General features: G+C 47.4%; 19 protein-coding genes, 1 tRNA gene and 1 pseudogene. 19 read left to right on the top strand and 2 right to left on the bottom strand.

Annotation, left to right across the window (positions count from 1 at the left end; genetic code table 11):
- The first annotated feature begins 41 nt into the window (after positions 1–41).
- Positions 42–479 (top strand): hypothetical protein, encoded by a 438-nt coding sequence (locus tag EYO21_06600; GenBank protein HIB03474.1) that lies wholly within the window; start codon positions 42–44, stop codon positions 477–479.
- A gap of 61 nt (positions 480–540) precedes the next feature.
- Here EYO21_06600 and EYO21_06595 read toward each other — a convergent pair whose 3' ends face one another.
- Positions 541–1056, bottom strand: coding sequence for a cupin domain-containing protein (locus tag EYO21_06595; protein ID HIB03473.1), 516 nt, complete (start codon positions 1054–1056; stop codon positions 541–543).
- A gap of 104 nt (positions 1057–1160) precedes the next feature.
- Here EYO21_06595 and EYO21_06590 point away from each other — a divergent pair, with 104 nt between their 5' ends.
- Genes EYO21_06590 through EYO21_06580 form a run of 3 tightly spaced genes read left to right on the top strand, consistent with a single transcriptional unit; the run spans position 1161 to position 2031 of the window.
- Positions 1161–1406 carry a hypothetical protein gene (locus EYO21_06590; protein HIB03472.1) on the top strand — a complete coding sequence of 82 codons (246 nt, stop codon included), beginning with the start codon at positions 1161–1163 and terminating at the stop codon, positions 1404–1406.
- A 60-nt stretch (positions 1407–1466) separates the two neighbouring features.
- A complete protein-coding gene (locus tag EYO21_06585) occupies positions 1467–1730 on the top strand; it encodes a peroxidase (protein HIB03471.1) in 264 nt (87 codons plus the stop codon).
- 22 nt (positions 1731–1752) lie between these two features.
- Positions 1753–2031, top strand: coding sequence for a 4a-hydroxytetrahydrobiopterin dehydratase (locus tag EYO21_06580; protein ID HIB03470.1), 279 nt, complete (start codon positions 1753–1755; stop codon positions 2029–2031).
- A gap of 3 nt (positions 2032–2034) precedes the next feature.
- Here the strand turns inward: EYO21_06580 and EYO21_06575 are convergent, their stop codons facing one another.
- Positions 2035–3621 (bottom strand): amidohydrolase, encoded by a 1587-nt coding sequence (locus EYO21_06575; GenBank protein HIB03469.1) that lies wholly within the window; start codon positions 3619–3621, stop codon positions 2035–2037.
- A 165-nt stretch (positions 3622–3786) separates the two neighbouring features.
- Between EYO21_06575 and EYO21_06570 the strand changes: the two are divergent.
- The 15 genes and pseudogenes from EYO21_06570 (at position 3787) to EYO21_06500 (ending at position 19593) form a co-directional block, all read left to right on the top strand.
- Positions 3787–3939, top strand: a pseudogene (locus EYO21_06570) (cell division inhibitor).
- A gap of 3 nt (positions 3940–3942) precedes the next feature.
- Positions 3943–4875: an NAD-dependent epimerase/dehydratase family protein gene (locus tag EYO21_06565; GenBank protein ID HIB03468.1), complete on the top strand. Its 933-nt coding sequence runs from the start codon at positions 3943–3945 to the stop codon at positions 4873–4875.
- Between the two features lie 68 nt (positions 4876–4943).
- Positions 4944–5441: a peroxiredoxin gene (locus EYO21_06560; GenBank protein HIB03467.1), complete on the top strand. Its 498-nt coding sequence runs from the start codon at positions 4944–4946 to the stop codon at positions 5439–5441.
- Positions 5442–5530: 89 nt separating this feature from the next.
- Positions 5531–6310 (top strand): 1-acyl-sn-glycerol-3-phosphate acyltransferase, encoded by a 780-nt coding sequence (locus tag EYO21_06555; GenBank protein ID HIB03466.1) that lies wholly within the window; start codon positions 5531–5533, stop codon positions 6308–6310.
- On the top strand, positions 6307–8664 hold the full coding sequence (locus tag EYO21_06550; GenBank protein ID HIB03465.1) for a TonB-dependent receptor: 2358 nt from the start codon (positions 6307–6309) through the stop codon (positions 8662–8664). The genes EYO21_06555 and EYO21_06550 overlap by 4 nt, the downstream gene beginning before the upstream one ends.
- Positions 8609–9757: a DUF4249 family protein gene (locus tag EYO21_06545; GenBank protein ID HIB03464.1), complete on the top strand. Its 1149-nt coding sequence runs from the start codon at positions 8609–8611 to the stop codon at positions 9755–9757. The genes EYO21_06550 and EYO21_06545 overlap by 56 nt, the downstream gene beginning before the upstream one ends.
- Before the next feature lie 21 nt (positions 9758–9778).
- The gene (locus tag EYO21_06540) at positions 9779–10285 is read left to right on the top strand and encodes an isoprenylcysteine carboxylmethyltransferase family protein (protein ID HIB03463.1); all 507 of its coding nucleotides are present in this window, start codon (positions 9779–9781) and stop codon (positions 10283–10285) included.
- Positions 10266–11177: a DMT family transporter gene (locus EYO21_06535; GenBank protein ID HIB03462.1), complete on the top strand. Its 912-nt coding sequence runs from the start codon at positions 10266–10268 to the stop codon at positions 11175–11177. Before EYO21_06540 ends, EYO21_06535 begins: the two co-directional genes overlap by 20 nt.
- Entirely contained in the window at positions 11167–11808 is a 642-nt protein-coding gene (locus tag EYO21_06530; GenBank protein ID HIB03461.1) for a hypothetical protein, read from the top strand. The genes EYO21_06535 and EYO21_06530 overlap by 11 nt, the downstream gene beginning before the upstream one ends.
- Positions 11805–13238: an MATE family efflux transporter gene (locus tag EYO21_06525; GenBank protein HIB03460.1), complete on the top strand. Its 1434-nt coding sequence runs from the start codon at positions 11805–11807 to the stop codon at positions 13236–13238. Before EYO21_06530 ends, EYO21_06525 begins: the two co-directional genes overlap by 4 nt.
- Positions 13239–13260: 22 nt before the next feature.
- Complete coding sequence (locus tag EYO21_06520; protein HIB03459.1) at positions 13261–16266, top strand: T9SS type A sorting domain-containing protein; 3006 nt, start codon at positions 13261–13263, stop codon at positions 16264–16266.
- A gap of 143 nt (positions 16267–16409) precedes the next feature.
- Positions 16410–17510: an alkaline phosphatase family protein gene (locus EYO21_06515; protein HIB03458.1), complete on the top strand. Its 1101-nt coding sequence runs from the start codon at positions 16410–16412 to the stop codon at positions 17508–17510.
- A 111-nt stretch (positions 17511–17621) separates the two neighbouring features.
- Positions 17622–17694: transfer RNA gene (locus EYO21_06510), tRNA-Lys, on the top strand.
- Positions 17695–17992: 298 nt separating this feature from the next.
- Entirely contained in the window at positions 17993–18805 is an 813-nt protein-coding gene (locus EYO21_06505) for a methyltransferase (protein ID HIB03457.1), read from the top strand.
- A 38-nt stretch (positions 18806–18843) separates the two neighbouring features.
- A complete protein-coding gene (locus tag EYO21_06500) occupies positions 18844–19593 on the top strand; it encodes a hypothetical protein (protein ID HIB03456.1) in 750 nt (249 codons plus the stop codon).
- Positions 19594–19778: the final 185 nt, after the last annotated feature.

The following is a 19778-nucleotide window of genomic DNA, read 5'->3' as shown; positions in this document are numbered from 1 at the left end:
ATGTTTCTATCTTTTAAATTGACTCAAAAGGGAGAAAGACTATGACGACAAAAGAGAAACTGGATATGCTCTGGAAATATCTGGCCCTGGCCGTTGTGGCTGCAGGGTTGATTCTTTTCAGTAATATGCACTTGGAAGATGATGATGAGCACATTTTTATTGGTGCACATGATGGAGACCACACTTCAGCTTCTTTTGGAAAAACCATGGATGTAAGAGTTGAAAAGGAAGTGACTGATGGTGATACCATCCTCAATGTAACGGTAAACGGAAAGCCTGTGGATGCCTCCAACTTTGAAGAAACAGGTGAGGGGATTAAGTGGGTTACAGAGGAAGGCGAAGTACATGTTATTACCACAGGTCACGGAAAATTTGAAGGTGGTTCTGGGGAAATGGAAATATGGATTGATGAAGATAATGAAGATGGAAAAAAGCAGAAAAAAGTGATTATCAATAAAATGAAAAAGAAGAAGCACTAAAGATTATGAAACGACTCAGTCTCTGGAGGTTGAAGAGTCGCCTAAGATTAGGACTTAAATCTTAGTCCTCAGTGTTCCGATCGTAGGGGACGATATTTTCCCATTCTGAAGCGTCGGATCGGGCAACCACCGCCTTCACCTCGGTTGTATCGCTTACGTTAAACACCTCGTGGGGAATCCCCGGTTCGATGAATATCATGTCTCCGGCCTCATGAATAACCGATTTCTTGCATCCCGGACCGTATTCGTGACGGACACTCCCTTGCAATAGGTAGATCATCACTTCGAAGTCCTCATGGATGTGGGCCAGGGCCACCCCGCCGGCCGGGATTGTAGCTATGTTCATGGAAAGTTTCTTGGAGTTTACATTTTTTTCTGAAAGTCCGGCACCGTACTGGATATTGTTCCAGCCTCTGATGTTTTCCAGTTGGCGCACACTGAAAATACCTCCTTCGCCATCCACATATTTACTCAGGTCAACCTGGTCACCCGTTTTTACAAGATTGTTTTCTTTCTCAGACATCACAAGGCTCCTTTCCCAAAAATAACTTCTTTTTTCAAAGTTACACTGGGTCATTCAGCGTTACAACTGTTTGGTCTTACTCTTAGTTGCGACATGATGCATAGCTTACATAAATTTCGCAGTGGGTAAGACATTTAGAAAAAAACAGGAATTCTAGAATGGCTTATATTGACCTCGTAAAACCAGAAGATGCCGCAGGCCTTGTTCAAGCTGAATATGAAAAAGGTATCCGCCGGAGTGGAAGGGTCTACAATATTTTGAAGATTATGAGCCGGAGCCCGCAAGCTCTTCAGGCCTCAATGCGGATGTATCTGGCTATTATGTTTGGTGAATCGGAACTTTCCCGTGCACAGCGAGAAATGCTGGCCGCGGTAGTCTCTTGGATGAATGACTGTTTCTACTGAGTGGAGGCCCATGTTGAAGACTTCCGTGTTGAAGTCGGGAATGATGAACTGGCAGATCAGCTGAAACGGGACTGGAAGTCGGCAGAGCTTGATGAAGCTGATCGTGCCTTGTGCCAATGGGCGGAAAAATTGACCCAGTCCCCCGACAAGATGACCCAGACTGATGTGGAACATTTACGGCAGAAAGGATTCAGCCAGTCAGCTATCAGCGATGCTGCACAGGTGATCAGTTATTTTAACTATATTAACAGGATCGCTGACGGCCTCGGTGTTGACTTGGAGCCAGAGATGGAAAAGGTTGATCAGGCAACCGGGAACGCATAGCGTAAAAGGAGTGTGAACCGATATGGGTAGATTGGAGCAGAAGAAGATTGACAGAGCCCTTCAGGAACTTCCCGGCTGGTCATTTGGCGATAATTCTCTTGTGAAAAAGTGCACTTTTGAAGCTTACATGGATGGTATCACTTTTGTAAATCGTCTTGCTGAAAAGGCAGAAGAACACAATCACCATCCCGATCTAGAGATTGGGTGGTGCCGTGTGGAGATTACCTTTACAAGCCACGACTCCGGCGGTGTTACCGAGCGTGATGTAAAGATGGCCAAAGTGGTCGAAAGTCTGCTTTAGCTACTACTTTACCGTCGGATATTTTATCCCCAGCTGTTCGAGATAAGTATCATACTTCTTAGGATTGTAGTAATACTTCCGCATTTCATCCCGGTACGTCGCCATGATTTTTCTATTTAGATCAATGGCTGGGGTGTCCTCATCCCTGATCATGGGTTTGTATTCCATCTTGGATGCCTGTTCTTCCTCATAATACTTCTTTGCGTCAGTAACGATGGAAGGGTCGGTGAAGAGGTCCACCAGTGTCATGGCCACCACTTTCGCACCGGCTACTGCGCCTTTATGAGCGATGGGTGTCGCCATGGCGATAGAGTTAAGCCAGTTATGACCGGGCAGACCGGGAATGTTGGATGGAAAACGGAGAGTTACCGTAGGTATTGTCCAGCTGATATCACCAATGTCATCTGAACCGCCACCTTTGTTATACCGCTCCGGAAGTGGCTCTCTCAGCGTGTCAAGCTCAGTAGCGAGCCCCTCGGGTTCTTCATTGCCGGCCTCTATCTGAACAGCTTTTGCTAACGTTTGGTCAGCATCACTCCATTCTGGCAGACCAACCTCCTTGATATTATCGTTCATGACCATGGCAACGGGTTTGCTGAAGTGCCGCGGCCAAGCACTGCCCAGAATACGTGTTGAGACGAGTTCTGTGTTGCTCATAAGAGCCGCTCCCTTGGCAATTTCGTTTGACATATCGAAAAGATCCATGATATGCTTGTAATCGATTTCCCGAAGGTAGTACCAGACGGAAGCATTCCGCGGGACCACATTGGGTTGATCGCCGCCGTCAGTGATGACGTAATGGACGCGATAGCTGGGACGAAGATGTTCTCTTCTGAAGTTCCATCCGATATTCATTAGTTCCACAGCATCAAGGGCACTTCTGCCCCGCCAGGGAGAACCGGCGGAGTGAGCTGTCTGCCCCTTGAAAGTATATTCCACTGAAACAAGACCGTTCCCGCCTCCCGCGCCGTAGGAGGTAGACAGATTACGGCTCACATGTGTGAAGATGCAGACATCCACATCTTTGAAAAATCCGTCCCGAACAAAGTAAGCTTTAGAGCCCAGTTGTTCCTCGGCTACACCGGGCCAAATCCGGATTGTTCCTTTCATTTTTTCTTTTTTCATGATTTTTTTCACAGCCAAGGCCGCTGCCACAATAACAGCCTGTCCTGAGTTATGCCCCTCGCCGTGACCGGGGGCGCCTTCGATGAGGGGGTCGTGGTATCCCACGCCGGGTTTTTGAGACGCTTTCGGAATGCCATCAATATCGGAACCAAGAGCGATTACAGGTTTCCCTGAACCCCATTCGGCCATCCATGCAGTGGGCATCCCTGAGATTCCCTCTTGAACCTTAAACCCGTTCTTCTTCAAAATATTCACGAGGTATTTGGAGGTCTCTATTTCCTGAAACCCCAGCTCTCCAAAACTGAAGATCATATCCACCATTTGTTGAATCATTTTGGCGTCTGTTTCAACATAATCCACGGCGAGATTCTTCAGTTCACTGGAACTCTTTGATGATCCAAATACATTGCTCTGATAAAATAGGAGAATGAATAAGGCTGCCGAGGCTGTTTTTAAATATCTCATAGTCTCACTCCTTAACTTGAATTGGCGAAAGTTAGTTGAACAGTTTGGCCCGTCAAATGACCATTTTGAAAACATACACTCTAATTGACCAGACTAGAAATCGAGAAAATTATGTTTAGCATGAACAATTTGTCACTATACTTTCCCCTCTCAATAGAGACGCTCATGACGGACACTGTCACCTACGCCATACCCCTAGGCCAGCTGGGGCAATTTATGCACTGGCTTATGGTCCGTAAGCAGTTGGAGGACATTTTCAACTGTCGTAAGAAAAAGCTTGAAGAAACTTTTGGTAAGTTGGAAGAAGAAAAGGATTAGATAATGAATGTAGCACTCTTTGGTGGAACCGGATTTGTAGGCAGTTACATCTTAGATGAACTGCTGGACAACGGGCACCAACCCAGACTCCTGGTGAGGGCGGGTAGTGAGCGAAAAATCTCTAGAAATGACGAATGTGAAATCATCAGTGGCGATATTAATGATCGGGATGTCGTTCATTCAGTGATTTCAGGTTCTGATGCTGTGATCTACTGCATTGGTATTATTCGCCAATTTCCTGGAAAAGGTATTACCTACGAGGACCTTCACTTCCGTGGAGCCAAGACCTGTATGGCTGTCGCTGAAGAGTTAGGGAGTAAGCGATTTATTCTTATGAGTGCCAATGGAGTTAAGGCTGATGGAACAGAGTATCAGCGAACCAAATATCTTGCCGAGGAGTATTTGAAAACCACAGGTCTGGACTATACCATTTTTCGTCCGTCACTCATTTTTGGTGACCCTAGAGGCCAAGACCGTCCCGAATTCTGCACTCAGTTACGTGATCAGCTTATTCGGTTGCCCCTGCCGGCGCCTCTTTTTTATTCCGGTCTTATGCCCAATGATGCCGGCAAGTTCGAAATGTCTCCTGTCCATGTAAAAGACGTTTCCTCCATCTTCGTTCAATCTCTAGGCAGGAAAGAGACCATCGGTCAGATCTATGAACTGGGTGGTCCTGAAAACCTTGATTGGAAGGCAATTATTAAGACTATTGGAAAAGCATTGGGCAAAAACAAGTGGACAGTTCCGGCACCAGCTCTGGGGGTAAAATCTGTAGCCGTCCTAATGGACAGATTTTCCTTCTTTCCAATCACGCGGGATCAGATAACGATGCTTATGGAAGGGAACACCTGCGTTTCCAAGGACATTTTCGAGATGTTTGGTGTAGAGCCAACCCATTTTGACCAAAAGTCCCTGAGCTATTTACTGGCTGATTAAAGAGTAATGCTCCATAAATTGAACACTATTTTATCACAAATAAAATGTTGAGAAACGGAACTATCCTAATGTTGACTCTCGGCCTGTGTGTTGGTGACAATGTGAACGGTCCGAAAGAAGGTGATTTAGCACCCGACTTCGTTCTGCCTGACCACGATGGAAAACAGCGGAGGCTGTCTGATTATCGTGGGGAGCGCGTGGTCGTCTATTTCTTTCCCAAGGCTGATACCCCAGGGTGAACGAAAGAAGCCTGCAGTTTGCGGGATCATTTCAATCGATTCAAGGAGCAGAGGATCACAGTTTTTGGCATCAGTTATGATACTGTTGAGTCCCAGAAAAAATTTCGCGATAAGTACAACCTCCCGTTCATACTTTTAAGTGATAGCGAGCACAAAGCAGGGAAACTGTACGGGGTTGACAAAGGACGGTGGGCAGCACGGAAAACATTCATTATTGATCAAGAGGGGAAGATCACGAAGATTTACGACAAAGTTTCTGTGACCACTCATGGCGAAGATATTCTTGATTTCCTTTCTGCGGATAAGCCAGAACCAGCCGAAAAGTAAGCGCCACCATACTCTTCTCGTCTTCGTGATTCCTTTCTTTAGAGCATAAAGTGATTATACAAGAAAACTGTCCTATTGGCTGAGCAGGTGTGCGTAGTATAATTGGTTTTCTGAGGATTTCTTGGGTCGGGATGAATATGGCCGTGGCTTTTATTTTTCTTGCACCTCTTGATATACTCTTGAGCGTCCTCTTTCGCAACCGACGTCCCTGGTTTCTTACCTGGCTCTGGTCCAAATGGGTCTTTCTTATGGGGGGCATTCGATACAGGTTGGAAGGGAAGGAAAACCTAATTCCTGGGGAAAAGTATGTTTTTATGAGCAATCATACCCATGAAGCGGACATAGCACTTCTCTATATGGCCCTGAAGCGGGACATTGTTTTTGTAGCGAAAGGAGAGTTCAGCAAAGTTCCCTTCGCCGGTTGGTATGGGGCGCTGAAAGGGCACATCTTTGTTGATCGCTCTAACCCGACAGGTGCTCAATACACTATGATGAGGGCAGCGGAAAAACTGAAACACCGCCCAAGATCTGTAGTGATTTTTCCGGAAGGAACCTATTTCAAGGATGGAGGGATAAGACCGTTCAGGCCCGGTGGCGCCGTCCTGGCTATAGGAACAGGCATGGAAGTTGTTCCTATTGCGATTAACTCAGAGGCCAATATTGACAATCTGCTCATTACGGGGACCTGGAAGAATCCTCTCAGGGTCATCATTGGGAAACCGTTCTCTGTGGAGGGGAAAACGTACGATGACAGATACGACGTGGCCAAACAAACACGGGATGCTGTTCTTGATCTGATCGGTACGGGTGGTTCCCCATCAAGCGGAGTCAATGGGAACGCTCCCGATCAGGAAAGGGTCGAGGCGTGAAACCTGTGAAGCATCGGATTGTATTAGCTGTTTTTTTTCTCTCCTCCTTGTCTTGGGCTCAGTCCGTCCGCATCAACGGATTTATCACCGATGAAGAAACGGGTGAATTACTTGTGGGAGCTAATGTTTTTCTCATGGAAACGGGCCAGGGGATGGCCACAGACCGGAACGGTTACTATGTCCTTGACGGAATTTCTCTCGGCGACTACACTTTTGTCGTCAGTTATCTCGGCTATGAGGAATACCGTGAAAAATTCACCTTCAAGGAGGATGGAGTTGTAAACAGAAACATCGCATTGCCTCCCATTGTTCTTGAGTCCGAAGAAGTGATTGTGGAAGGGGAGAAGATTCAGCGGAAGATCAATATCCAGCCTGGCAAAGTTAACCTGAACCCCCGCCAAATAAAGGCCTACCCCGCACTGGCAGAACCTGATATCTTCAGAGTCATCCAAGCGTTGCCGGGTGTGCTCACCTCTTCCGAATTCAGTACCGGCCTCATTATTCGGGGCGGTAACACGGACCAGAATCTTATCCTCCTGGATGGCATTACTGTTTACAACCCGTCTCACTTGGGCGGTGTTTTTTCCAACTTTATTGTGGACGCCGTTAAAGAAGCTGAACTTATCAAAGGGGGCTACAATGCTGAGTACGGCGGCAGGCTTTCTGCCGTACTGAACGTTACCAGCAGAGAGGGAAACCGTAAGAAATTTGACGCAAGTGCCAATGTTTCTTTGCTGGCAGCACAGACCACCATGGAAGGGCCGTTTTACAAAGGTGCATGGCTTTTGGCCATGCGCCGAACCTACATAGACAAAGCACTTGAGTTGGCCAATGATCTCAACTTAACCACCACAAAGGTGCCTTATTATTTTTACGATCTTCAAGGTCACGTTTTTTCGGATCTTTCAACAAGAGACAGGATCAGCATTAGTTTTTATGGTGGCCTGGATGATTTTTATTTTGATGATCTCGGCTTCAACGCCCAATGGGGTAACCAGACATTCAGCCTGGCCTACCGAAAACTGTTCAGTGATCTGCTTATCGGGAACTTTCTTTTGGCCACCAGTCAGTTCAAAACTCTGTTCGGCCTGGGCGGTGAATCAGGGCTCATCAACGATAATGTTATCGATGATCAGACAGTTTCTGCAAACTTCTCCTATTTCCAGAGCAAAAGCCTTGTCTGGAAGTTCGGGTTCCAGGCAAAAAGACTCGGTTTCGATTACGTTAGTTCGTTCGGTGACACCACCCTTTTCAGGATTGTCCGGTCTCCCTATGAGATGGGACTTTATCTCAAAACAAAGCTGCCACTTGGAGAGAAATTTATCTTTGAACCGGGCGTTAGGCTGAACACATACACTGATCAAGCCGACATGTTTTTTCCTGATCTCAGGCTCGGAGTTAAGTACCTACTGACGGATGACCGCTACATCAATTTTGCTATTGGCAATTATCATCAATTCATTCAAACCGTTCAGGATGATTACAACCCCACAATTCTCGACTTCTGGGTAGCCATCGACTCTACCGTTGGAGCAGGTGCTTCCCAGCAGCTTGTTCTCGGTTACGAGGAATACATTGGCAGCAGCTATAAGATTCAGGTGGAAGGCTATTACAAGAATCTTCAGAATATGCTGACGTTTGTTGAGACTAGGGCCTCTACCGATGAACAGCTTTCCGATGAACAAGTGTCGGATAATTTCGCGCCCTCTGATGGGAGTGCGTATGGTCTGGAAGTTTTTACTCAGAAAACGACGGGTAGGTTAAATGGATGGCTTGCCTATACCTATTCTATTTCTAGGAAGACCCTTGACAATATGACCTATTTCACAAACTGGGACCGGCGTCACGTTTTCAATGTCATTGGAAACTATAATATCAATAAGAAGTGGGACCTCAACTGGAAATGGACATACCAAAGTGGTCAGGCGTTTACCCCTATCCTGGGATATTTCTTAGAAGATCTGGACTACGGCGTGTCTGGAGCAGGAACCATCAAATTCAGAACCATACCGGGTGACAGAAACTCTGGTCGTTACCCTCCTTTCCACAGGCTTGATTTTTCGGTGGTGCGCCATATTCAGTCGAAACGTTTTGAAAAGGTGGATCTCTACTTTCAGGTCATCAACGCCTACGACAGGCAGAACATTTTTCGTTATACCTACAACTCCGGCAGTGCTTTCAACGGACTGGATGATGATGGCGACTGGGATGTGAAAAGTCACGATACAAATGGGAATGGAACACCAGACCCCGGGGAACCCAATGTGGACGAACCGGATGAAGGTAAGGTGACACGGAATGAGATTTCTGTTTTCCCGCTCATCCCAACCATTGGTATTTCAATTGATTTTTGATATGAAAAAGGGACGGTTAATTTTCCCAATCTTACTCTTTTTTGGCTGTATCGAGGAAGATCCTGCGGTTTATGATGAAAAACTGGTGGTGTACGCCAGTTTGACGGCCGGGTTCCCCATGGGTGTACTGGGTGACACCTGTACCGTTTCCCTTTCAGCGGATATCGCCGAAGATAAGGATCCTAAGTCACTTTTTGTGAGCGACGCATTGGTTACGATACAGAACATGGGATCAACTGATAGGGACACCCTCTTTTCTGTTCCCGGCTCCCCGGGACGTTACCTGCCCAGACCTTCGGTGATCTTTGAGCCGGGCAAGACCTACAGGCTGGAAGTGAACTGGGGAAAATATACTGTGTACGGTGAAACAACGGTTCCTGAGAAGATTGAATTTTTCAGCCCAATGGGCGAGACATACATCTGCGACGGAGAGGAAAGGGTGGTGGACGTTGTCAATACGGACAACTTTGATATTACCTGGCTCCGGCAGGCGGATAGTTTTGAAGAAGTGTTTTCGAAAATTGACATTACGAAGATCTCAACGGCAATTTACAAGGATGAGAGGTGTTACGTTGGCAGTTTTGCTTCTTTTCCTCTTTTCTTCTTGAATTTCAACTCCGAAAATTATAATACAGTGCTGATATCTTCCTTAGCTCTGCAGGCTGAGGAACGGGGTCTGGAACCATACAGTGATAACAACGGCAACGAGTTTTTTGATTACAATAGGAACGGTGTCCGCGACTCCACCTTTGTCAATCTTATCTATGACACAACTTTTCTTTACCGCATCTGGAAAGAGGACTACCTGCGTCTGGAAAACGGTGATCCCTACCGTATTAATCCATTTATGTGGCAGGTGGTCGAATCTCCGGTTCCCATGAGTTGGCTTTTTTTCAACTATTACGGTATGCATCTCATTACACTTTCTGCTACAGACGAAGCTTATTACAACTACTACAGTGGTGACCCAGTGGCGCAGAACCAGTTTCTCCTCCCTGAAGGGAATATAGTGGATGGATACGGCCTCCTCTTCTCCCGAGCGTCCAGAGGATTCCTTGTCTATATTGCACCTGATTCAAAGCTCAAGCATTAAATTCCACCCTCTTTCAGTCATGTGTATCTAAAAGAGTGGACCATCTCACAATATAAAATACTTTCCGGTTCAGGCCAGATAGGTCTGACCATCACCTTTTTCGTCTGGTTCGTTACTGTGTGGATCGGTCAGATATTGTCTCTCCCCCTGATTGTGATGCCGGATGGGATGTGGTGGTTTCTATTAGTCTTTTTCGCTGTCGATTTTTTCGCCACCCTTCTCTGGAGCCTGAAACATCTGCCTCCTTCCATACAGGGTAAGGAGCTGATTACAACAGGCCCTTACGCCTGGACCCGCCACCCTTTCTACGGCGCCTTTATCTGGAGCGGAACAGGTATTGTTGTACTTTTATCCCGGTCCTGGTTTGTGTTATTTTCAGTGATTCCCGTCAGTCTTTTCTGGGTGTGGGCTATTATAAATGAAGAAGAGAGCATGCTTAGAAAATTTGGTGATGACTACCAAAAATACTTGGAGGAAACCGGACAGTTTTTTCCCAAACTGAAGCGAAGTGAAAACAAAGGACAATAAAGCAACTATTTTTCTGGCGATCTTCGCTGTTTCACTTTTCTTTTCACTCACACACATTGCCGCGAAGGAAGCGGTCATGAAGCTTTCTCCCTGGGTGGTAGCTTTTTACCGATTTGTCATTGGAAGTGCAACGCTGTTTCTGCTCATGAAAATGACGGGGAAGAAAATTACACTACATCCGGTGGACCGGTGGCGGTTTGTGACACTGGCGTTTCTGGCGGTTCCTGTAAATCAGATGACATTCCTCATAGGTATTCATTACACACCTGCATCTCATCCCGCCCTCATGTATGCTACCACGCCGGCGTGGGTGTTGCTCCTAACGGTCTGGCTTAGAGTGGAAAAATTGCGATGGTGGAAGTGGGCTGGAATCGGACTCGCAATGATAGGGGTGGCGGTCCTTTTTGCCGGAGAACTGATCTCTTTCAATAAAGGGACGGTTCTGGGCGATATGTTAATCATTGTAGCCGTGCTGTCGTGGGCCCTATATACTGCTCTGGGGAAGCCTATCGTGGAGCGGTACGGTTCCCTTGAAACCACATTCGTTGTCCTTACGTTTGGTCTGTTCCTCTATTTGCCGTTTGGGCTCATCCCGGTGATGACTGCCGACTATTCTCAAACGAACGCCACCGTCTGGCTCTCTATCGTTTACATAGGAGTCTTTGCTTCAGGACTGGCGTACTTTTTGTGGTACTGGCTCCTGGAGCGGATACGGCCGTCCCAAGTAGCCATCATCACTTGTACCCAGCCTCCACTGACGGCCCTTCTGGCGTGGATCATTTTCGGAACGGTACCCACCTACCATCTTTTGGTGAGCGGTTTTATTGTGCTCTTGGGCGTGTTTCTTATGGTGGGGTACGGTGGCACCAAACGGGGGATAGGTGAAGCGTAACATATCGGCGCGACGGAAATTCTTCTGGCTGACGCTCTTTGCGGCGGCGTTCGCTCTGGTGGAGGCAGCCGTCGTCATCTATCTGAGAAAGCTCCTTCAGGTAGAAGGGAGCAACATTAATCTTTTTTACATACCTCAGGAAATTTATTTTATTGAGACAGCACGGGAAGTGGCCACTTTGGTGCTTCTCCTCTCCGTTGGTTTCTTGGCGGGACAGAGGCCCATGGGCAGGTTTGGGTCCTTTATCATTGCTTTCGGCATATGGGATATACTTTATTATGTCTGGCTAGCTACCTTCCACAATTGGCCCACATCGTTATTGGACTGGGACCTTCTCTTTCTAGTGCCACAGCCGTGGATGGCCCCTATCCTGGCTCCTGTCCTGGTCAGTGTGGGACTTGTGTTCTGCGGCTACTGGCTCCTGATGCGGGAAGAGAAGGAGAAAGCCACAGTTGTATCGATTACGGACTGGCTGGTTGAGACTGGAGCGGCATCGCTTATTTTATATAGCTTTTTGAGCAATGATGGCTCCACTCCTCCTGAAGTATTCTCTTGGGTGATCTTTCTTGCGGGATTGGCCCTGGGCGTCGGCTATTTCGTCTGGCGAATGATGCAATCATCCGCCAAATGATAGCTAAGCTTCGGCTACTTATCCTCCCCACTGATAAGGCGATTTTCCGACGGGTTCTAGTCTTAGCTTTCCCTGTTATTCTCGGTAACCTCAGCCGTGTTCTCATGAATGTGGTGGATGTGGCCATGGTGGGGCGCCTAGGTACCAAAGCTTTGGCGGCAGTGGGGCTGGGTGCTGTACTCATCTGGACAATTCTGAGCATTGGTATTTCTTTCCGGACGGGAGTGCAAACGGTGACGGCTCGGCGGTACGGTCAAAAAAGGTTCAGCGATTGCGGACTTGCCCTGAATACCGGACTGGTGCTGGCAGGCATGGTCGGTGTTGTTTTAGCCGTGGTGGGATATAAGTTGGCTGGAACTGCCATCCGGTTTCTCATTGATGACCCGGCAGTTATCCCCCTAGCCATTGCCTACACACAGTGGTCATTCGTGGGAGCGGCCTGCATTACCATCGGTTATGCGTTCCAGGGGTTCTACAACGGAGTGGAACGGACGAGGATCCACATGGAAGTGACCATTGTATCTAATCTGCTGAACATTTATCTCGATGCAGGTTTGATTTTCGGGAATGCCCGGCTAACGGAGATGCTGGCCGCTTCGCCCATGGGAGACTTATCATTCCTTAGCGTTCTCTGGTCGCCATTCGATTTCCCTGCCTTGGGTGTGGAGGGGGCCGCCATTGCTACGTTGTGTGCAGCTGTTTGGATGATCATTCACTACACCATTCGCGGTTTTACCCAAGAGTTCAGGAGAAACTACGGTGCTTTTAAAGGTGGTTTCAATCGTGAGATACTGAAGAAAGAGGTGGAGATCGCTGCACCCCAGGGTTTTCAGGAAGTGGGTGTCATGGTGGTCTATGTGCTGTTTTTCAAGATTATTGGAATAATCGGAACACTGGAAGTGGCAGCAACGCAAGTTGTCTTTACCCTTGCCATGGCGTCGTTTCTTCCTGCCGTTGGTTTCGGCGTTGCCTGTGCAACCTTGGTGGGTAAAGCGTTGGGAGAAGAAGATCCAGAAAGGGCAGCCATAAGCATGCTGGAGTCCGTCCGGTGGTCTGTGGTCTTTATGGGAACTATGGGAATACTTTTCCTGCTGTTTCCACGGCCTATACTATCAATCTTTACGAATGAGAGGGCAGTGATCGAGATGGGTCTCTTACCCCTACGGATCTTGGGTGTTGTGCAATTCTTTGATGCGGTGGGGCTGACACTCTGGTTTGGTCTCTCCGGTGCCGGGAACACGGTGTTTCCTGCCATCATCGATCTCAGCTTATCTTGGGGTATTTTCCTCCCCGGCTGCTACCTGCTGGGTATTGTTTTTGATTATGGTATTGTCGGGCCGTGGTTGGCATTTGCCCTCTACCTGTTTCTCTATGCAGTCACTATCACCTGGAAAATTCTGAAAGGTGACTGGAAGGAGATAAAAGTATAGAAATCTTGATCTTTGAGCTTAGGTGCTTAAATTCCTTTTGAGTGGTTTGGTAACACCTGTGATAAAACAGATATTACTTTTTGCGATCTTTACAGCGAGTTTGCTTCCCGGTAAAGCATTCGGTTCCGGGCAAGATGACCAGCTTCAGGCCATGAGGCGCAACAGTGATCTTCGACGAATAGAGAATGACCGCGTCTTGGAGGAGCTGTCACGAAAAACCCAGTGGGACAAATCCCGGGCAGTGGTATATGCAGCCAAAAAGCGTTTTACTGACAAAGGACTTCCCGGAAGGGTTTCTTTTTTCAGCACATCAGCCACACTGAGAGGGACAGTGTCAGATGATGACGGAAATCCCATCTCAGATGTAGAGGTTTCTGCAGATTTTGAAGGAGAGGGCGGCACTTGGACGAAGACGGGTACCGACGGGTCTTATGAGATGACGGTGGAAGCCGGTAAAGTGAAGTTGAGGCTCAATGAAAATGATCTCATCCCGACCTATCTCAGGCCCAAGGAAAAAGAAGTTACTGTAGAAGACGACACTGCTACCACAGTGGACTTTACTGCCTACGCATCTGATGCCACCATTTCAGGGATGGTGCTTTTGGATGGAACACTACTTTCAAAGGTAGGAGTATCTGCCGAAGGGAAAACTGGCTGGACTCGGACTGAAACGGCTTCAGACGGCACATTCACGCTACAGGTGGCTAGCGAGGCCGACGCCACGGGTGGTTACAATCTGTGGGTCAACACCCACGATCTCAGCGAGACGGCATTCCGCAAGGAACGGTATGAAGGAATTAAATCCGGTACTGCCGACCTTAAAATTGAACTTGTTGCTGCAACATCATTCATTGAAGGGACTGTGACAGATAATGCCGGCACTCCCATCGTGGGTGTTTCTGTTTATGCAAACCAGCATCAGACTGGGAATCATGTAAACGAGATCACGGGCTCTGACGGTAGTTTTAAGCTCGGTGTCATTGCAGGCCGGTGGTGGCTAGATGTTGACGCCGGCCAAATGATGCCGGATTATCTTGTTCCTCAAGGTGAGGAGGTGAATGTGACAGATGGCACCACCACACACAGTTTTACTGTATACGCCACGGATGCCGCCATCACGGGGATGGTCTATTTCGATGGTGAGCCAATGGACCATGTGTTCATCGGTGCCAGCAGTGAACTGGGGTGGGCTGAAGCCGTCTCCGATTCGACTGGTGCGTTCTCAGCCTCAGTCTCCTCAGTAGCTGATGACGAAGGCGGTTATCATCTCTGGGTGCATGAATGGTCCATTCCGTCCGGCAGTATCATCGAGGAGTCTTATCACAATGTCACCTCCGGTACTTCCGGGTTAGACTTTAACCTCAGTTCACCTAACGCCTTTATTGAAGGGAAGGTGATCGATGACACAGGAGCTTCCTTTTTTGATCTCCGTGTCTGGGCGGAGCGTGACGGCGAGCAGAGAGGCTTCAGTGAAACAAGAACAGACACTACAGGATATTACAAACTTGGCGTTGCTCCCGGGAGGTGGCGCATCAATGTGGACGGCTGGGAACTGCGGGGTACGCACCTTAATCCTGATTGGATAAAAGTTTCTGTTTCTGTGGCGTCCACAGTTACAAAAGATATTATTCTGTTAACCGCTGATGCATCTATTTCTGGCGCGGTATTTCTGGATGGGTCGCCGGTGGTGGGCATTGGTGTAGAGGCCCGGAGTAGACAGGGGTGGTCCCAGGCCACAACTAATTCCGACGGCACTTATTCTATCGCCGTGGCCAGCAAAGTGGACGCTCATGGCGGTTACCACGTTTATGCCCATGAATGGGAATTGCATGATGATGACCTGTTCCACTTGGAAGAGCATTGGAACGTGACCTCGGGAACAGCCGGTGTCAATTTCCATTATGTGTACGCCAATTCGTTTGTGGAGGGGAAGGCGTTAGATGAGAACGGTGACCCCATCGCCGAAGTGAAGATTTATGCCAATTCTGATCTCCCACCATGGAACTGGATTGAGACAAAGACGGATGCCACGGGCGCATTCAAGGTGGGACTTATTGTCGGTAACTGGTGGATCCGCCTGGAGGCGTGGGACCTTATGCCCGATTATCTGGCACCCAGAGACACCCTCATCACAGTCGCTTCAGGTGAAACGGTGTCACTCAATCTAAGTGCTGTCAGCACAGACGCCACCATCACCGGCACGGTCACCTTGGATGGATTACCCCTGCCGGACGTTGAGGTGAGGGGGGACACCCACATCGGATGGACGCAAACACGGACAGATGAGAGTGGCCTTTATACTCTTTCCGTGGCGAGTGAGGCTGATGATCACAGGGGTTATAATGTTTGGTTGGAAACGTGGCGGTTGCCGGACAGCAGTTACGTTGAAAAGAACTGGTATCAGGATGTCCTCTCCGGATCGTCCGATAGGAACTTCAATGTTTACAAAACAAAGTCTGGTTTTAAGGGGCGAATTTTCTCTGAGAAGACGGAAAAGCCTGTCCACCACGTCTGGGTATGGGCTTGGGACGGAGTAAATCAGTGGGGGCAGAACGCCGGAGTGGAACCAAACGGCAAATTCCGGATGTGGGTCCCTAATGGAACCTACGATGTTTATGCCAACGGGGACGGATATGAAGAACAGCTTGTGGCGAGGAGCGTTTCCTTGGACGATGAAATTGTGGAGTACACCATTTACCTGGAGGGCGAGGGTCCGCCCCTGGCCACCGATGACAATGTAGCACTGCCCAGGGTGTTTGCCCTACACCCAAACCATCCCAACCCGTTCAACCCTGAGACGATCATCAGCTATGACCTTCCGGAGCAAAGCCACGTCACTCTCAACATCTATGACTTACTGGGGAGGCACATCACAGTGCTTTCAGATGTTGTGATGGTGGCAGGTTCTCACACTGTCCGCTGGAGCGGGACTGACACGTTCGGTCTGAGGGTTAGCTCAGGCGTTTATATTTTGCGTTTTGATGCTGAAGAGTTCACTCAGACTCGGAAGATGCTGCTTCTCCGTTAGTTTTCACGCAGCGAATTCAGCGGACAGATTTTTCTATATAATCGAAGGGACCTTGCTTAGACGGGCCGCAACATTATTTTTGATGCGGAATAGCTGAAGTTTTAAGGGTGCTCTCGAGTACTCTTTGTAAATTTGAGAGAACAATGACACCACATTTTTTTAAAACAGAGCTTGCCATTTTTTCCGTTCTTTTTACTATCGGTTGTGGCAACGTTGGAAAACAGGATTCCGGCCATCAGACTTTAGAGACGGAGGCAATTTTCTCTCCTCGCTCTTATGATCACCTGGGTGACCGCACATCGGTAAAGATCGGTTTTGGCTCCTGCTTGGACCAGGACAAGTCCATGGCCATTTTTGATGAAGTAAAGGCTGCGGCACCGGATATGTTTCTCATGATCGGCGATAACGTTTACGGAGATACTCCCAGCGGTGAGCTTAGCAGGATGGAGAGTGCCTACGCCAAACAGAAAGAGAATTTCGCAGCTATGAGTCCCGACTTTCCCGTGGAAGCGATCTGGGATGATCACGACTATGGCATTAATGACGGCGGCATAGATTATTCCCACAAGGAGGAGACGGAAAAAATGTTCTTCGATTTCTGGGAGATCCCGGAAGATGACGTCCGGCGGACTCGGCCCGGTCTATACAGGGAACAGCGGCTGGATCTGGGCGGGAAAACAGTACAGCTTCTTTACCTGGACACCCGATATTTCCGGGGACCGCTGGATCACACTGATGAAGAAGGGGCAGCCGGAAAGGAACGGTACCTTGCCTCAAACGACACGACCCGATCCATACTTGGTTCTGCTCAGTGGCTCTGGCTGCAGGACAAGCTACAGGCACCAGCCGATTATCGACTTATCGTATCCTCCATACAGTTCCTTGCCGCCGGCCATGGCTGGGAGTGCTGGAGAATGTTACCCCACGAAGTGGACAGGTTTGTGTCTCTCCTGGATCAGTACAGCGTGGACAATATGCTTTTTCTCACCGGTGACCGCCACAGGGGCGGGCTGTACCAATTGACCACGCCAGCCGGGAACAAAATATACGAGATCACCTCTAGCCCCTTGAATGCTGATACATTTCCTGTGGAAGAGGACGGTCCCCTTCGCCTGGGCGCCACCTACCCGGACAGTAATTTCGGTCTTATCACCATCGATACAGTCCTGAACACCATGCTGGTGGAACTGAAAGATGGGGATGGCGAAAATGTCAATTCCCTGACCGTAAAACTCGGCTCTTAGGCTCTCCTGACAAACCCCTTGCGTTGTGCATGAATGGAGGGGAAATTTGGCCCGCGAGAAAGCGGTTTCTAACGATTCGTCAGCAGCATTTTCACCCCTTTCTCTATATTTGTGCCCGTAGCTCAGCCGGTAGAGCAGCGGCCTTTTAAGCCGTTGGTCACAGGTTCGATTCCTGTCGGGCACACACCAGATTAGCCCCTCTTAATGAGGGGTTTTTTCTTTATATACTGTCGAGAGTTGACTTTCCTGTTATCTGGTTGCAGCTAGGTCAAATAAAGTCAAAGAAGGTCATATAATGTCGCTTTATGGACACGTTTTGTATGGACACACTTCAATTTCAACCTGTTTGCACCCCTATACCCCGTTAATTGCTGGGGGGTAGGTCTTTGATATATTCATCACTCACATTATATTGATTTATTCAGTCTTCATAGACTGAAGTGAGTTCACTAACATAATATTTCACATTAAGGAAGAAACAAATGAAAATTGATTATATAAAAAGTATAACCCTTTTTTGTATGCTGATTATTACAAGCTTTGAATTTTCTTATAGCCAAACTTTAGAGGAAATTATTGAGGGCAAGCATAGATCTAAAGAAAATAAGGCCAGGGACCAGTATAGAGACCCCTTAGAAACACTTAAGTTTTTTGGAATTAAGAATACGATGACTGTTGTAGAAATTTATCCAGGAGGAGGCTGGTATCAAGAAATATTAGCACCCTTTTTAAAAAATAAAGGTCAATACATTAGTGCAACATATGATGAAAACTCTGAAAATGAACGTACTAGAGTAAGATACCAGAAAGAAAAAGAAAAACTAACTTCAAATAAAGACTTATATGGTAATGCAATCATGGTACCTATGACGGGCTCTGTTTACGGAGAGGAAGAATCAGCAGATATGGTATTAACTTTTCGGAATTATCATAATTGGATTGGAAACTCTGAATTTGAAAAACTTCGTTCAATTTATAAAACTCTTAAACCGGGAGGGGTTTTAGGAATCACCGATCATCGAAGTAATTCAACTATAGATGAAAAAGGCTATAGTTGTGAACCTTGTATGATTAAAGATGCGGAAGCTGTTGGTTTTGTTTATGTAGCTTCTTCGCAGGTAAATGCAAACCCTAAGGATACCAAAGATTATCCTATTGGAGTTTGGAATTTACTCCCAACTTTATCTGAGGAAGGTTTAGATAAGAAATCAATTAAATCAAAACAGAGACAACTCAAATTGATAGGAGAGAGTGATAGATATACTTTAAAGTTCATTAAGCCGATAAATAACTAAATCTCGCTAATAAACCAAAAAAAGTAAAGGGGAACAAGATGAAAAAGTTCACAGGTGCGATTGTTTTCTTCAGCTTCTGTCTGTCATTATCGCTGGGTCAGGATAGTAGGGTTGTCTATCAATATCGCATATGGCATCCGAAGCCGATGCAGGGTCAGCAGATGGAAGACGCCATGGCCAAAAAGACGAAAAAATACAATGTGGGGAAGGAGAACTATCCCATGTTCTCATTCCGAGTCATTACAGGTAAGGATCAAGATGCGGTAATAAGGTTCACCCCCCGCACGTTTGCCGATAGAGATAAGTATCCGCTACGCAAAGCGGAAATGGACTATTGGCAAAAAAATGTTATTCCTTACGTCGATATGAGCAAGGATGAGGGAACTTCTTTATGGGTAGAGATGAAAAGCCATTCCTATAACGGTTCCGGGAATACAGAATCCACAAGGTATTCTGAGGTAACGCAGTATTTGGTTCACCCGGCCAAGTTGGGTGAATGGGCAGAATTGAGGACTCAATTAGTTGAAGCCCACAAGAAAGCCGGCAGCAAAGCTCGTTTCGGTCACTTCAATCGATTTTCAGGTGGGAAGACCCATCTTATCCATATGACTGTCCCTTTTGATTCCTGGGCGGATTATGAGAATCGGGTCGGCATTTTTTCTCGAGAGATTTTTGAGAATGCACACGGTGAGGGCACTCAGAAGGAATGGATGGATCGAGTTGCGGATATTCTTGAATACAGAAAAACATACATTAGGGAATACTTACCTGACTTGAGTACCGGCTAGTAAACCCGGCACAAAAACAATAAAGCCTCCTCACGGGGGCTTTATTGTTTTTGGGATGAAAGAAGCACCCACATCTATATGATATGGGGTGAATTTTTCTGAGTAGGCGGCGGTCCTACCTATTCAGATCAGGCCAATAATTTATTGATTTTCGAAATCGCCCTTAGTTGTTATATGAGTGCCAC

The sequence above is a fragment of the Candidatus Neomarinimicrobiota bacterium genome, from assembly GCA_012964825.1.
In the GTDB taxonomy this organism is placed as follows: domain Bacteria; phylum Fidelibacterota; class Marinisomatia; order Marinisomatales; family S15-B10; genus UBA2125.
The sequence above is the reverse complement of the archived record's forward strand: the minus strand, read 5'-3'. Positions and strand labels throughout refer to the sequence as shown.